The sequence below is a fragment of the Neisseria yangbaofengii genome (assembly GCF_014898075.1).
Classification (GTDB): Bacteria; Pseudomonadota; Gammaproteobacteria; order Burkholderiales; family Neisseriaceae; genus Neisseria; species Neisseria yangbaofengii.
Window position 1 is genome coordinate 80,191 of sequence record NZ_CP062976.1, and the last position, 14,350, is coordinate 94,540.

Genomic DNA, 14,350 nt, shown 5'->3' on the forward strand with positions numbered 1-14,350 from the left:
ATAATAAGGCCGTCTGAACCATCTGCATATAAACGGCGCACCATGAACCTACAGCCTTCGGTTGACCGCTTTGCGATTGCTGCTTTTGCGGCGGTCTGATTGTTTCCATTTCCCGCACGGCGGGTTTTTTTATGGACATTTCAGGCTGCTCATCACCGTGTGCCGCACTATCTTGACATTGGAAAAAGGAAATCCCATGCCGAATCCGCTTTATCGTCAAAACGTCATTTCCATCGCCGATTTGACCACGCCGCAGCTGGAATTGCTGCTCAACACAGCCTTGAAACTCAAAGCCGGGCCGCGCAGCGATTTGTTGGAAGGCAAATTAATCGGATCGTGCTTTTTTGAGCCGTCCACGCGTACCCGCCTGTCATTCGAAACCGCCGTACAGCGTTTGGGCGGCAAGATCATCGGTTTTGCCGACGGTGCCAATACCAGTGCGAAAAAAGGCGAAACGCTGGCGGACACGGCGCGCATTATTTCCAGCTACACCGATGCGATTATCCAGCGTCATCCCAAAGACGGTGCAGCGCGCGTGTCGGCCGAGTTTTCCGCCGTGCCGGTGATTAATGCGGGCGACGGCACCAACCAACACCCAAGCCAAACCTTGCTCGATTTGGTAACGATTTTTGAAACGCAAGGCCGTCTGAACGGCTTGAAAGTGGCCATGTGTGGCGATTTGAAATACGGCCGCACCGTGCATTCTTTGTGCCAAGCCTTGAAGCGTTGGGGCTGCGAATTTGCCTTTGTGTCGCCGCCGAGTTTGGCCATGCCGGAATACATCACCGAAGAGTTGGACGAAGCCGGTTGCACGCATCGGATTTTCACCACTTTGGAAGAAGCGGTCGGATGGGCGGATATTCTTTACATGACCCGCGTGCAGCGCGAGCGTTTTGATGAGCAGGAATTTGCCAAAATCCAAGGTAAATTCAATTTGGATGCATCGATGCTGTCCAACGCCAAACCCAACTTGCGCGTACTGCATCCCTTACCGCGTGTTGATGAAATCCATCCGAATGTTGATGCTACGCCGCATGCCTATTATTTTGAACAGGCTACCAACGGCGTGTATGCACGCATGGCGATTTTGTCGCTGGTGTTGAACGAAGAAGTGTAAGGAGCGCCAAATGGAAAAGAAACAATACAGCGTCGAAGCGATTCAAAACGGCACGGTCATCGACCACATCCCTGCCGGCAAGGGCTTGGCGATTTTGCGCCAGTTTAAATTGCTGCACTATGGCAGCGCGGTGACGGTGGGCTTTAATCTGCCGAGCAAAACGCAGGGCAGCAAAGACATCATCAAAATCACCGGCGTGTGGCTGGACGACACCGCCGCCAACCGCTTGGCTTTGTTTGCACCCGAAGCAGTGGTGAATGTGATTGAAGATTTTAAAGTGGTGTCCAAACGCCACTTAACCATGCCGTCTGAAATCAGTGAAGTATTCCGCTGCCCGAACACCAATTGCGCCAGCCACGGCGAGCCGGTGAAAAGTCGTTTTTACGTGCGTACCCAAAACGCGCAAACCCGCTTGAAATGCCATTATTGCGAAAAAACCTTCTCGCGGGAATCGGTGGCCGAAGCCTAAGGCAGGCGGCCTTCCGCCATACCCGGCAATTATTCTGAAAAACCGGCCGCATGGCATAAATGCCTAAATCATAAACAGATAGTCTGTTAGAATAAAGCCCGTCTGAAACATCGTATGATTGTTCGGACGGCCTTTTAACCACATACGGGAAAACCATGAATTCATCTTTTCAACGCCGTTTCGCGCCGGTTTTATATGTCTTGATTTTCTTCGCCGGATTTTTTACCGCTTGCTTGTGGTTCAACCCGCAAGATTATTTGGCCAATCTGCCGCTGACCTTAACCGCCATTTCCGCGACGGCCTTAATTTGGCTGATTTACGCTGCGGCTTCCGTGCGTGCCGGCCAGCAACGTGAAATGCTGTATCGTGAAAGCCTAATTCAAAAAGAAAGTATACATCCGGTGTTGCATGCCGCGATTCACCGCATGGAAGATAGGCCGGAAATGCTGGTGTTGGCGGTGCGCAATTACGGCAAAGGTATGGCGGAAAATGTCAAAGTGCGCGTGGAAGCCATGCCCGACCAGCCGTGCAGCCAAGCCGTTACCCAAGCAATAGCGCAGCTTCCGGCGGTAGCGGAAGGCATCGACCACTTGGCATCGGGCGAAACCTACGGCGGCATTTTTGCCGACAGCCGCATGTTGGCCACCGATTTGCCCAACCAAGAATTCAGCGGCGTGGTGCGGGTGACGGTGACTTGTGAAAATACCTTCGGCGATGCCTGCTCTTCCGAAACCGTGTTGGACTTAAGCCTGCTCAACGGCGGCATCGCGGAAGACAAACCGCGCAAAAAATTATTGTATTGATTTAACCGATTACACAGCCAAGTTAACAAGGAAATGATTTAAGCTTGCGGCTGGGTAACAAGTTTGTTTTCAGACGGCCTGATTCCTACAAAGGTTTCAGGCCGTCTGAACGATTTTTAGGAGAGTTGAATGTTAAGTCTGACGACGATTATCATCGCGGTGGCAGTGGCCGCGGTGTTATTGGTGATCACCTTAGTGGCGCCCAATCCGATTACCGGCATTATGGCGTTGGTGTTTGGTGCGCTGATTTATTTTGTGCTGTGGCCGAAATACGAAGGCGGCCGGCAAGCCCAAGCGCAGGGCGTGGAAATTCAGGCGGCGGTGCAGGAAGTGCGGCATTGGAACAGCGGCATGCGCAACAGTCAGGGTGATAAATACGAAATCATCGCGCTGGCACCGAATCCATACAACGGCAAAATGCAGCAATTTGTCAGTCCGCCGATGGCCACCGACCCCGAGCCTTATCTGCAAGATACGGTAACGGTGAAAGTCGATTGGTCGAATCCGAAAGCGTATATTATGGATTTGTCGTTTTTACCGTTTAAAGTGCATTAAGGCACCATATAGCCAAAGGCCGTCTGAAATATTTTTCAGACGGCCTTTGGTTTGAACATCACGGTTTATTTGATGTTGGTATGGATATTGTATTGATTGTGTTCGGTGGCATGCGAATCTTGCGGTTCGTTGCGAACATGCGGTTTATCATCGGCCATGTTGTCGAGATCGCGTCCCGGATTGGAAACCGTATCGCCGATATTGATATTGGTCAGGCTTTCCAAAATGATGGCGGAGGACAAGTTTTGGCTGGTGCGGTACACCATCGCCAAGCCGACTTCTTCGGCGGGGATGGATACATATTTCACCACGCTCTTACGGCCTTTTGGGTTACTTTCCAAATCCACTTTGGTCTGGTGGCTGCGCTTGTACAGGCTGACCACAGTACCCTTGTCGATGCCGTCGGCTTCGCCTTTGTTGATGGTGACGGTTTGGAACTGGCCGGCTTCGCTCACGCCTTCAAAGATAGACACGACTTTACCGTCAATCGGCTGCTCGGGTGCGTGCGGCATCATTTGGAAGCTGTCGGTCTCGCCATTGAGTTTCAGCAGGAAATCGCCTTTGCGGATTTCTGAAATGGCCTCTTCAACCACCATCGGCTGGGCGGTTTGGGTGGGGATTTTAATCAGCGGGTGATTGCGGGTGTAATATTCGCCTTCTTTCAGATAAAACGTGTCTTCATCGGGAGCGGCATCCAGTGCGCTGTTGGTGTAAGGCAGGGTGCTGACGATGCCGCTGAAAACCACTTCCTGGCCCAAGAATTTTTTCGTCACAGGGTCGGTAATGTCTTTGCGGGCGCGGTAAACCAAATAACGGCCGGGTTCGGTAATGCCGTAAGCGTAAACGCGGTTGCCCTTGGTATAAAGCAGGCGGCTGTCAGGGCCTTCAATCAATCTCGGTGCATCTTGGGTCTGCAATTGGTCAATCACTTGCGGATGCTTCATAAACAAACGGTAGAAATTCACATTCACGGTCGGAATACCGTAGCCGGATGTTTCGCGGATACGCGGGCTGAGTTTGATGGTCGGAATGCCGTCTGAACCCATGCCCGAACCTTCAAAACCCAAGCGCGGCTGGCCGTTGACGTAGCGCAACAACAGCACCTGACCCGGATAAATCAAATGAGGATTGCGGATTTCGCTGCGGTTGGCGCCCCAAAGGCGGTTCCATTGCCACGGGCTGTAGAGATATTTGCCTGAAATGCCCCACAAAGTATCGCCCGGTTTGACCACGTAGCGTTGCGGCGCATTCGGGCGCACTTTCAACGCCGCTGCATGAACTTGGGCAGAAATTGCCACGCCTGCCATGCAAAGCAGGGTTATAATATGTTTTTGCATAACCGTTCCCCTTGAAAATAATGCGGTTTGTCATCAATTTAGCTGAATCAAGAACGCGTCAATCGTGGCGTGAAAAATAACAATGGGCGTGACGCAGGCTGCTGTGTTAGAATTTGCCTATTGATATTTATTCAGCGATAAAACGATTCAAAATTCATAAAACGCTATTTTATCATTGAATGTTACCGTCATTCTAGAAATAATGGTGTTGCCCCGATAAAGCGTATCAAAGTACATACACAAATTTACTGTTTCCGATTGAGAAGATAAAAAATGGCATTGTTAAATATCCTCCAATACCCAGACGAACGCCTGCATACCGTCGCCCGGCCGGTGGCCGAAATCGACGGGCGCATCCGAACTTTAGTGAAAGACATGTTTGAAACCATGTATGAATCGCGCGGCATCGGCTTGGCGGCAACGCAGGTTGACGTGCACGAGCGCGTGGTGGTGATGGATTTGACCGAAGACAAAAGCGAACCGCGCGTGTTCATTAATCCCGTCATTATTGAAAAAGACGGCGAGACCACTTATGAAGAAGGCTGCCTGTCGGTGCCCGGCATTTACGACACGGTCACCCGCGCCGAACGTGTCAAAGTGGAAGCACTGGACGAAAAAGGCGAAAAATTCACCCTTGAAGCCGATGGTTTGCTGGCGATTTGTATTCAGCACGAACTCGACCACCTGATGGGTAAAGTGTTTGTCGAGCATTTGTCGCAACTTAAGCAAAACCGCATCAAAACCAAGCTGAAAAAACGCCAAAAACATAACCTGTAATCAGGATCCAATCTTATCATGCCGTCTGAAAACATTTCTCGTTTTCAGACGGCATGCTTTATTTGGCTGCTATAATTATGCGTCAAATCATCAGATTAAATGTTCAGACGGCCTGTATGGAAAATTTACCGTCGATTCCCTCACCGGCTGGCGGGAGAGGCTTGTCAAGTACATAGCCTTTTCCATGCAACGCTGTTTCACGGTTCTAAGGCCGTCTGAAACCATTTGAAGAAAGACAACCATGAAAGTAATCTTTGCCGGTACGCCCGATTTTGCCGCCGCCGCACTCAAAGCCATTGCCGCCGCCGGTTTCGACATTCCGCTGGTGTTGACCCAGCCGGACCGTCCCAAAGGCCGCGGCATGCAATTGCAAGCTTCGCCGGTAAAACAAGCCGCGATCGAATTGGGCTTGCGCGTGGAACAGCCGGAAAAACTGCGCAACAACGCCGATGCATTGCAAATGCTTAAAGACGTAGATGCCGATGTAATGGTAGTGGCCGCCTACGGTCTGATTCTGCCGCAAGACGTGCTTGATACGCCGCATCACGGCTGCCTGAATATTCATGCGTCGCTGTTGCCGCGTTGGCGCGGCGCCGCCCCGATTCAGCGTGCCATCGAAGCCGGCGATGCCGAAACCGGTGTGTGCATCATGCAGATGGATATCGGCCTTGACACCGGCAACGTTGTCAGTGAACACCGCTACGCCATCGCCCCGGCCGACACCGCCAACGAAGTACACGATGCGCTGATGGCGATTGGTGCCGAGGCGATTGTTGCCGATTTGCAACGCTTACAGGCTGAAGGCCGTCTGAACGGCACGCCTCAGCCGGAAGAAGGCGTGACCTACGCGCAAAAACTGACCAAAGAAGAAGCCAAAATCAACTGGCAGGAATCCGCCGATGTGGTTGCCCGCAAAATCCGTGCCTTCAACCCCGTACCTGCCGCATGGGTGGAATGGGACGGCAAACCGATGAAAATTTGGGCAGCCGAAACGGTGAATCAAAAAGGCAAAGCAGGCGAAGTCTTGGCTTGCGGTTCAGACGGCCTGATTGTTGCCTGCGGCGAAAATGCGCTGAAGATTACCGAGTTGCAACCTGCCGGCGGCAAACGCATGAGTATTCAGGCTTTTGCTGCAGGGCGCACGATTGAAGCAGGCACGGTTTTGTAAGGTGCGTGATGATTAATAGGTTTTCAGACGGCCTTAAATAGCTCGTCTGAAAAGATCCAAAGCAAAGAAAGACACCCATGCCCGTCAATGAATTCAATCAACCCATCGGCGAAGCCTTACCCGATTACACTGCCGGCAGCCGCCCAGAAGTGACACTGTTGCAAGGAAAGTTTTGCCGTTTGGAAAAGCTTTCTGTGGCTAAACACGGTGCGGATTTGTATGAAGTGTATGCGGCCGAACACAGCCCATTGCCGAACTGGACATATTTGTCGCTCAATCCGGTGGCGAATCACGATGAATTGGCGGCTTTGTTGGCGGGCTATGAGCAATCTGCCGACCCGTATTTTTTCGCCATCATCGACACGGCAAGCAATCGGTCGGTGGGTTCGGTAAGTTTGATGCGCATTGATACGGCCAACCGAGTGATTGAAGTGGGTTGGGTGGTGTATTCCGATGCGCTCAAACGCACGCGGATCGCAACGGAAGCGCAGTACCTGTTGGCGAAATATGTGTTTGAAACGCTGAAATATCGCCGTTACGAATGGAAATGCGACTCTTTGAACGAGCCGTCGCGCAAGGCGGCGTTGCGTTTGGGTTTTCAATTTGAAGGTATTTTCCGTCAGGCGGCGGTGTATAAAGGCCGCAGCCGCGACACGGCGTGGTTTTCGATAATCGGCAGCGAATGGCCGCAAGTCAAAGCGCGCTTCGAGCGGTGGCTGGCGGATGGCAATTTTGATGAAAACGGCAAGCAGCGATTGTCGCTGAGCGAAATTTAGGGAGTGTAGTCAGAAGGCATTGCGGCGGTATTTTTGGTTAAAATCCGCATCTGCTGCGTTAAAAATGTCCGCAAGATGTCCGCTCTTGCTGCGCTTTTTGCCTTGCCTCTGCGGATTTTTCCTCAAAAAACCGCTCCACAAGCATTCTGACTATACTCCCTAATCCGTATTGCCATAAAGATAAAATTGTTTTCAGACGGCCTTTAAATCCGTCAGGCCGTCTGAAAAAGAAAAATGGACAAATGATGAATCAGACAATGAAAGTTTGCCTATGAGCATGGCATTGGCGCAAAAGCTGGCCGCCGACAGTATCGCGGCGGTGGCGCAGGGGCAGAACCTGCAAGACGTATTGGCGGCTGTTCGTGCGGCCAATCCCGAATTGAGTGCGCAAGAGAGCGGTGCGCTGCAAGACATTGCTTACGGTTGCCAGCGTTATCTGGGCAGCCTGAAATTTATGCTCGGCAAAATGCTGAATAAGCCGATTGACAATTTGCAGCTCGAAAGTCTGTTGTTGGCAGCTTTATACCAACTGCATTACACACGAAATGCGCCGCATGCGGTGGTGAACGAAGCGGTGGAGAGCATTGCCAAAATCGGCCGCGGTCAGTACCGCTCGTTTGCCAATGCGATTTTGCGCCGTTTTCTGCGCGAGCGCGACAAGCTGGCTGCGGCGTGCAAATACGACGACACGGCCAAGCACAATCTGCCGCAATGGTGGGTGGCGTATTTGCAAAACCATTATCCGAAATATTGGCACAACATTACCGCCGCGCTGCAATCGCATCCGCCGATGACTTTACGCGTCAACCGCCGCCACGGCAATGCGGAAGGTTATCTGCAAAAATTGGCTGCGGAAGGCATTGAAGCGAAGGCTTTGGACGATTATGCGGTGACCTTGACCGAAGCCGTGCCGGTGAGCCGCCTGCCCGGTTTTTCAGACGGCTTGGTATCGGTGCAGGACTTCGGTGCGCAAAAAGCGGCGTATCTGCTCAATCCGCAAAACGGAGAGCGTATCCTTGATGCCTGTGCCGCGCCGGGCGGTAAAACCGGGCATTTGCTGGAATTGGCCGATTGCCATGTGACCGCATTGGATATTGATGCTGCCCGTTTGGTGCGCGTGCAAAGCAATATCGACCGCTTGGGCTTTCAGACGGTCACTTTGCATTGTGCCGATGCGCAGGATTTGGCTGCGTGGTATGATGGCAAACAGTTTGATGCAGTGTTGGCCGATGTACCGTGTACCGCTTCGGGTGTGGCGCGCCGCAATCCCGACATCAAATGGCTGCGTCGTCCCGGTGATGCGCTGAAAACCGCCTGCCAACAGGAAGCCTTGTTGGACGCTTTGTGGCAGACTCTGACAAAAAACGGCAGGATGCTGTTGGCGACGTGTTCGATTTTTGCCGAAGAAAACGATCAGCAGTTGCAAAAATTCCTTAACCGCCATGCTGATGCCCGATTGCTGGAATCGCATGTGCTTTTACCGAACAAACACCAAGATGGCTTTTATTACGCGCTTATTGAAAAGCAGTAAATTCATGCTGCTGCCGGTTCTGCTGGCTGCGTCGTTGCACGCAGCGGCGGAGGGCATCAGTGCGGCCCGTGCCGAGGCCGGCTTGATGGAGGACGGCCAGTTGTCGGTCAGCAGCCGTTTCAAAACCGAATTGCCCGACCAGCTCAAACAGGCCTTGCAACAGGGTGTGCCGTTGAATTTTTCTTTGTCTTACCAATTGTCGGAGCCGACGATTGCGGCTTACCGTTTCCGTTTGGAACATCTTTTAAACGACGGCAACACAGTCAACTATAAATTATCGTTCCATCCGCTAACCAACCGTTACCGCGTCACGGTGGGCACGTTTTCCACCGAGTACGATACCTTGAATGCTGCCTTGCGTGCGGTTGGCGCGATTGCCAACTGGAAAGTATTGAGTAAAGGTGCCTTGCGCAACATCGAGCCGAAAGACATTAAAGCACAAATCCGTTTGCAATTGTCCACATCCAAGCTGCCGAAACCTTTCCAAATCAATGCACTGACGTCACGAAGCTGGAGCTTGGATTCGGGCTGGAAAAGCTTGTCGGTTACGCGGGAATAAATCATGCGCCGCTTTCTCTTAATCGCCGTTTTGTTGGCCGTGGCGTTGCTCTACGGACTGACGGTCGCCACCGGCAGCAGTAGCCGGATTGCCGATTATTTCTGGTGGATTATCGTCTTGTGCGGCCTGCTGATGCTGGTGTTGTCGGCGGTGTTGGTGCGCTATGTGCTGCTGCTCATGCGCGACAGCAAAAACGGCGTGTTCGGCTCGCAAATCGCCCGCCGCTTGTCGGGTATGTTTACCTTGGTGGCGGTGTTGCCGAGTGTGTTTTTATTCGGTATTTCCGCCCAGTTTATTAATGGCACGATTAATTCTTGGTTCGGCAACGACACCGAAGAAGCGCTGGAGCGCAGTTTAAACTTGAGCAAATCGGCCTTGGATTTGGCGGTGGATAATGCCGTCAGTAATGCCACACCGATTCAGATTGATTTAATCAGCGCATCATCTTTAGGCAATGATCTGGGCAATGCGCTGGCTGCCGCTTCAAATGCCGACGATTTCACCCAATTGGCCTTGTATAACCTGAGCCAAGACCGTTTTGAAAAAGTCATCAATCCGCAAAACCTGAACCAGCCGAAAATCGATAAGGCCGGGCAAGAGCAATTGCAGCAGGCCGGCTCGCTGCGCAGCTTGGAAAACATCGGCAATATGTTGTATGCGCAGGGTTGGTTGTCGATTGGGGATTACAATAATCAGGAATATGCCTTTTTCTTCCGCCAGCCGATTCCGCAGAATGTGGCGCAGGATGCAACCCTGATTGAGTCGGCGCGTGCGAAATATGCCGAATTGAGCTATGCTAAGCAAGGCCTGCAAACTTTCTTTTTGGTGACTTTGTTGGTGGCGGCGTTACTGGCGATTTTCTTGGCCTTGGTGATGGCCTTGTATTTTGCCCGCCGCTTTGTCGAGCCGATTTTATCGCTGGCAGAAGGGGCCAGGGCAGTGGCGCAGGGCGATTTCAGCCAGAAGCGTCCGGTGTACCGCAACGACGAATTCGGCCGCTTGACGCATTTGTTCAACCACATGACCCAGCAGTTGGCAATTGCCAAAGATGTGGACGAACGCAGCCGCCTGCAACAGGAGGCCGCCCGCCATTATTTGGAATGCGTGCTGGAAAGCCTGACCACCGGCGTGATTACCTTGGATGCAGAAGGCCGTCTGAAAACCTTTAATAAATCCGCCGAACACATTTTAGGCGTGTCGCTGGTGCCGTTGTGGGGCAGTAATTGGCACGATTGGCGCGGGCGGTCGCCGCAGCAGACTTTGCTGGCGGATGTGTTTGCCGCGATTGAAGCTACCGCCGGCACCAATAAGCCAGTGCAGGTGGAATATGCCGCGCCCGATGACGCGCGGATTCTGCTTGGTAAAGCCACGCTTTTACCGGAAGACAACGACGGCGGTTTGGTGATGGTGATTGACGATGTGACTCTGCTTATGCGTGCGCAAAAAGAAGCGGCATGGGGCGAGGTGGCTAAGCGTTTGGCACACGAAATCCGCAATCCGCTGACGCCGATTCAATTGTCCGCCGAAAGATTGGCATGGAAATTGCATGATAAGTTGGATGGGCAACACGCTCAGATTCTGACCCGCTCAACCGATACCATCGTCAAGCAGGTGGCCGCGCTGAAAGAAATGGTGGAAGCCTTCCGCAACTATGCCCGCGCGCCGTCGTTAAGTCTGGAAAAACACGATTTGAATACTTTGGTAGAAGAAGTATTGGTACTGTATGAAGGCAGCGCGTGTACATTTGCTGCCAAATTCAGTAATATAGAGTTATTCATCCGTGCAGATACCACCGCCATGCGGCAGGTGTTGCACAATATATTTAAAAATGCGGCTGAAGCGGCAGGAAGCGACCCGAATCCACAGGTAAACATCGAAACTGCCTTGAGTGACGATGGGCAGGCCGTTTTGACCGTTTGCAACAACGGCAAAAGCTTCAGCAAAGAAATGTTGCATAATGCCTTTGAGCCTTATGTGACCGATAAACCGACAGGTACAGGGCTGGGTTTGCCTGTGGTAAAGAAAATTATTGAAGAGCACGGCGGCCGTATCAATTTGAGCAATCAGACCGCCGGTGGTGCATGTGTCAAAATAGTGTTACCCCAACTGGTAGAAACTTATGCGCAGCAGTGATATTTTAATTGTAGACGATGAAGTAGGAATCCGTGATTTACTGTCGGAAATCCTCCAAGACGAAGGTTATACCGTGACTTTGGCCGAAAATGCCGAGGAAGCGCGCCAATTGCGCCACCAAACCCGTCCGGCCATGGTTTTGCTGGATATTTGGATGCCTGATTGCGACGGCATTACTTTGCTGAAAGAGTGGGCGAAAAACGGCCAACTGAATATGCCGGTGGTGATGATGAGTGGCCATGCCAGCATTGACACGGCGGTTGAGGCCACCAAAATCGGCGCATTGGATTTCTTGGAAAAACCGATTGCCCTGCAAAAGCTGCTGTCCACCGTTGATCGCGCCTTGAAACACGGCGAAATGCAGGCGGCTGCCGGTTTGTCTCTAGACCGACTGGGCAATAGTCCGGTGATTCAGGAATTGAATCAGAAACTGGATGCCGCTTCCAAACAAAGCGGGCCGGTATTGCTGACCGGTGAAGCCGGTTCGCCGTTTGAATGGGTGGCGCGCTACTTCCACAAAAACGGCACGCCTTGGGCGGAGCCGGGCAAAGTCGAGCATATTGTCGATACGCCGCTCGAATTGCTGCAAAAAGCCAGCGGCGGCATTTTGTATGTCGGCGACATCTCGCAATACAGCAGAAACATTCAAAACGGCATTGTATTCTTGTTGGGCAAGGCCGACCGCTATAACGTGCGCATCGTGGCGGCCAGCAGCCGCTCGGCGGAAGAATTGGTCGAATCGGCCACGGCAGATAATAAATTGCCGAGCTTGTTATCCAAAATTATTGTCGGTGTGCCGGCTTTGCGCAGCCAGCCGGATGACATTGTCTTTTTGGTTAACCAAATTTTGATTGAGTTAGCCGAAACACAAAAAATTCCGCTGGCCAAATTCAGCACCGGTGCGTTGACTGTTTTGCGTCAATATGAATGGCCGGGCAATTTCGAGCAACTGCGTACCGTGGTGAAAAACTTGGCCTTAGAAGCCGATGGTGAAGAAGTGCAGGAGCAAGCGGCGGCGGCGGCCTTGGGACAACATGTATCATCTGCTTCGTCGGAAATGGTTGGCGGCTTTAATTTCAATATGCCGCTGCGTGAATTACGCGAAGAATTGGAACGCCGCTATTTTGAATACCATATTGCGCAAGAAGGCCAAAACATGAGCCGTGTGGCGCAAAAGGTTGGCTTGGAGCGCACGCATTTATACCGCAAATTGAAGCAGCTCGGTATCAGCGTTTCCCGCCGCAATAGCGATAAAACCGAAGACTGATCGCTCGATTTTTAAGGCCGTCTGAACATGGAAAACGTTTCAGACGGCCTTCATCTGTTTGTATTTCGTTCAATGCCTGTATAATCATTGCTGTCAAAAAAATTACTTAAATGATTATTTTAACGGCATTCAATATGATATTGAGGCCGTCTGAAACAGGATACGGGTATGAACGACAACGAACGCTTTGCATGGGTACAGCTCGCGCTGACGCCTTATGTCGGCGCGGAAAGTTTTTTGATTTTGCTGCAACATTTCGGCAGTGCAGAAGCGGCATTGGCTGCGCCGTCTGAAATCATCGCTAAATTGGTGAGGCACAAACAAGCCGTGGCTGCGTGGCAACATGCGGATAAACGCGATGCCGCCAAGGTTGCCGCCGAAGCTGCGTTAAACTGGGCGCATCAGGATGATTGCCGTTTGCTGCTGTTGCAGGACGATGATTTTCCCGATATGCTGACCGAAGGCATCACGCCGCCGCCGCTGTTATTTTTGCGCGGCAATAGCGATTTACTACACAAAGCTTCCGCCGCGGTTGTCGGCAGCCGTCATGCCACCCCGCAGGCGATGCGCATTGCCCGCGATTTCGGCATGGCGTTGAGTGAAAAAGGCATTCCGGTGGTTTCCGGTATGGCGGCCGGTATTGATACCGCTGCCCATCAAGGGGCACTGCTTTCAGACGGCGGTACCATCGCCGTGTGGGGCACGGGCATAGACCGCATTTATCCGCCGTCGAATAAACAGCTTGCCTACAAAATCGCCGAGCGCGGTCTGATTATCAGCGAGTTTCCATTGGACACGCGCCCGTATGCCGGTAATTTTCCGCGCCGCAACCGTCTGATTGCCGCTTTATCGCGTTTGACCTTGGTGGTGGAAGCGGCGGTTGAATCCGGTTCGCTGATTACCGCCAAGCTCGCCGCCGAGATGGGGCGCGAAGTGATGGCGGTGCCCGGTTCGATTGACAATCCGCACAGCAAAGGTTGCCACAAGCTGATTAAAGATGGTGCCAAACTGGTGGAAAGTTTGGAAGATATCTTACAAGAATGTCCGCAGCTATTGCAAAACACCCCATTACCATCATATTCTATATATAAGCGTCCGCAAAACGAATTCACCACTGAGTCGGAAGCCAAGCCCGAAACCGGCGCCAAACCACTTGCTGAAACCAATATCAGGCCGTCTGAAAAGGAGAGGCCGTCTGAAAACCAAAACACGGCAGACGGCACTTTATTAAACGCCATGGGTTACGATGCCGTTCATCCCGATACCTTGGCCGAGTTGCTGAATTGGCCGGCGGTCGATGTTTACGCCCAATTGCTGGAATACGAGCTGGAAGGCATGATTGCCCCGCTGGCCGGCGGACGCTACCAACGGATTAAAACATAACACTTAAGGAACACGCATGGCTGAAGTCATTGCTTTTTTAATCGAACATTTTCAGGATTTTGATGCTTGCCCGCCGCCGGAAGATTTGGGACAACTGCTCGAAGATGCCGGTTTTGACGCGATGGAAATCGGCAATACCCTGATGATGATGGAAGTGTTGCTCAACAGTTCCGAATTCGCCATCGAGCCGATCGACGGCACGGCCTTGCGCGTGTACAGCGTGGAAGAAGCCGATGTGTTGCCGCAAGAAGTGATGGGTTTGCTGCATTATTTGATTGCCGAGCGCGCGATGACCTACGAGCAGCGTGAAATCGTGGTACATGCGTTGATGCACATTCCGGCGGATGAAATCACCGTCGATATTGCCAAAGTGCTCACGTTGCTGGTGTTGTGGGCACACAAGAGCGAATTGCCGGTGTTGATCGGCGATGATTTGATGGCGGCTTTAAACGGCAACGCTGTGATGCATTAATTT

14 protein-coding genes are annotated in these 14,350 nt (G+C 52.1%); 13 read left to right on the forward strand and 1 reads right to left on the reverse strand.

All coding sequences use genetic code 11. The features are described from left to right. The first annotated feature begins 196 nt into the window (after positions 1 to 196). The 4 genes from pyrB (at position 197) to H4O27_RS00425 (ending at position 2,944) form a co-directional block, all read left to right on the forward strand. The gene (gene pyrB / locus H4O27_RS00410; protein WP_165010510.1) at positions 197 to 1,117 is read left to right on the forward strand and encodes an aspartate carbamoyltransferase; all 921 of its coding nucleotides are present in this window, start codon (positions 197 to 199) and stop codon (positions 1,115 to 1,117) included. A 10-nt stretch (positions 1,118 to 1,127) separates the two neighbouring features. Beyond that, a complete protein-coding gene (gene pyrI / locus H4O27_RS00415; RefSeq protein WP_165010512.1) occupies positions 1,128 to 1,586 on the forward strand; it encodes an aspartate carbamoyltransferase regulatory subunit in 459 nt (152 codons plus the stop codon). Between the two features lie 155 nt (positions 1,587 to 1,741). Further along, entirely contained in the window at positions 1,742 to 2,389 is a 648-nt protein-coding gene (locus tag H4O27_RS00420; protein ID WP_165010514.1) for a DUF8453 domain-containing protein, read from the forward strand. Positions 2,390 to 2,518: 129 nt separating this feature from the next. Then, entirely contained in the window at positions 2,519 to 2,944 is a 426-nt protein-coding gene (locus H4O27_RS00425) for a hypothetical protein (protein ID WP_165010516.1), read from the forward strand. 65 nt (positions 2,945 to 3,009) lie between these two features. On the opposite strand, the gene H4O27_RS00430 is transcribed toward H4O27_RS00425, so the two are convergent. Then, positions 3,010 to 4,281 carry a LysM peptidoglycan-binding domain-containing protein gene (locus tag H4O27_RS00430; RefSeq protein ID WP_165010518.1) on the reverse strand — a complete coding sequence of 424 codons (1,272 nt, stop codon included), beginning with the start codon at positions 4,279 to 4,281 and terminating at the stop codon, positions 3,010 to 3,012. A gap of 273 nt (positions 4,282 to 4,554) precedes the next feature. On the opposite strand from H4O27_RS00430, the gene def reads away from it, so the two are divergent. From def to H4O27_RS00475, 9 genes are all read left to right on the forward strand, one after another. Next, positions 4,555 to 5,058 (forward strand): peptide deformylase, encoded by a 504-nt coding sequence (gene def, locus H4O27_RS00435; RefSeq protein ID WP_165010520.1) that lies wholly within the window; start codon positions 4,555 to 4,557, stop codon positions 5,056 to 5,058. 241 nt (positions 5,059 to 5,299) lie between these two features. Beyond that, positions 5,300 to 6,226 (forward strand): methionyl-tRNA formyltransferase, encoded by a 927-nt coding sequence (fmt, locus tag H4O27_RS00440; RefSeq protein ID WP_165010522.1) that lies wholly within the window; start codon positions 5,300 to 5,302, stop codon positions 6,224 to 6,226. A 77-nt stretch (positions 6,227 to 6,303) separates the two neighbouring features. Beyond that, complete coding sequence (locus H4O27_RS00445; protein WP_165010524.1) at positions 6,304 to 7,002, forward strand: GNAT family N-acetyltransferase; 699 nt, start codon at positions 6,304 to 6,306, stop codon at positions 7,000 to 7,002. A 271-nt stretch (positions 7,003 to 7,273) separates the two neighbouring features. Then, a complete protein-coding gene (rsmB, locus tag H4O27_RS00450; protein WP_165010526.1) occupies positions 7,274 to 8,533 on the forward strand; it encodes a 16S rRNA (cytosine(967)-C(5))-methyltransferase RsmB in 1,260 nt (419 codons plus the stop codon). Then, positions 8,499 to 9,092 (forward strand): DUF4390 domain-containing protein, encoded by a 594-nt coding sequence (locus tag H4O27_RS00455; protein WP_165010528.1) that lies wholly within the window; start codon positions 8,499 to 8,501, stop codon positions 9,090 to 9,092. Before rsmB ends, H4O27_RS00455 begins: the two co-directional genes overlap by 35 nt. A gap of 3 nt (positions 9,093 to 9,095) precedes the next feature. Beyond that, positions 9,096 to 11,225: a sensor histidine kinase gene (locus tag H4O27_RS00460; RefSeq protein WP_165010530.1), complete on the forward strand. Its 2,130-nt coding sequence runs from the start codon at positions 9,096 to 9,098 to the stop codon at positions 11,223 to 11,225. Then, entirely contained in the window at positions 11,212 to 12,492 is a 1,281-nt protein-coding gene (locus H4O27_RS00465) for a sigma-54-dependent transcriptional regulator (protein WP_165010532.1), read from the forward strand. The genes H4O27_RS00460 and H4O27_RS00465 overlap by 14 nt, the downstream gene beginning before the upstream one ends. A 168-nt stretch (positions 12,493 to 12,660) precedes the next feature. After that, entirely contained in the window at positions 12,661 to 13,875 is a 1,215-nt protein-coding gene (dprA, locus tag H4O27_RS00470) for a DNA-processing protein DprA (RefSeq protein ID WP_165010534.1), read from the forward strand. Positions 13,876 to 13,891: 16 nt separating this feature from the next. Further along, positions 13,892 to 14,347: a DUF494 family protein gene (locus H4O27_RS00475; protein ID WP_165010536.1), complete on the forward strand. Its 456-nt coding sequence runs from the start codon at positions 13,892 to 13,894 to the stop codon at positions 14,345 to 14,347. Positions 14,348 to 14,350: the final 3 nt, after the last annotated feature.

Excerpts from the sequence above, each read along its gene's own strand:
- H4O27_RS00460 (WP_165010530.1), top strand. The coding sequence starts at position 9,096 with ATGCGCCGCTTTCTCTTAATCGCCGTTTTGTTGGCCGTGGCGTTGCTC.
- fmt (WP_165010522.1), top strand. The coding sequence starts at position 5,300 with ATGAAAGTAATCTTTGCCGGTACGCCCGATTTTGCCGCCGCCGCACTC.
- rsmB (WP_165010526.1), top strand. The coding sequence starts at position 7,274 with ATGAGCATGGCATTGGCGCAAAAGCTGGCCGCCGACAGTATCGCGGCG.
- H4O27_RS00420 (WP_165010514.1), top strand. The coding sequence starts at position 1,742 with ATGAATTCATCTTTTCAACGCCGTTTCGCGCCGGTTTTATATGTCTTG.
- H4O27_RS00445 (WP_165010524.1), top strand. The coding sequence starts at position 6,304 with ATGCCCGTCAATGAATTCAATCAACCCATCGGCGAAGCCTTACCCGAT.
- H4O27_RS00475 (WP_165010536.1), top strand. The coding sequence starts at position 13,892 with ATGGCTGAAGTCATTGCTTTTTTAATCGAACATTTTCAGGATTTTGAT.
- H4O27_RS00465 (WP_165010532.1), top strand. The coding sequence starts at position 11,212 with ATGCGCAGCAGTGATATTTTAATTGTAGACGATGAAGTAGGAATCCGT.
- H4O27_RS00455 (WP_165010528.1), top strand. The coding sequence starts at position 8,499 with ATGGCTTTTATTACGCGCTTATTGAAAAGCAGTAAATTCATGCTGCTG.
- def (WP_165010520.1), top strand. The coding sequence starts at position 4,555 with ATGGCATTGTTAAATATCCTCCAATACCCAGACGAACGCCTGCATACC.
- pyrI (WP_165010512.1), top strand. The coding sequence starts at position 1,128 with ATGGAAAAGAAACAATACAGCGTCGAAGCGATTCAAAACGGCACGGTC.
- H4O27_RS00425 (WP_165010516.1), top strand. The coding sequence starts at position 2,519 with ATGTTAAGTCTGACGACGATTATCATCGCGGTGGCAGTGGCCGCGGTG.
- dprA (WP_165010534.1), top strand. The coding sequence starts at position 12,661 with ATGAACGACAACGAACGCTTTGCATGGGTACAGCTCGCGCTGACGCCT.
- H4O27_RS00430 (WP_165010518.1), bottom strand. The coding sequence starts at position 4,281 with ATGCAAAAACATATTATAACCCTGCTTTGCATGGCAGGCGTGGCAATT.
- pyrB (WP_165010510.1), top strand. The coding sequence starts at position 197 with ATGCCGAATCCGCTTTATCGTCAAAACGTCATTTCCATCGCCGATTTG.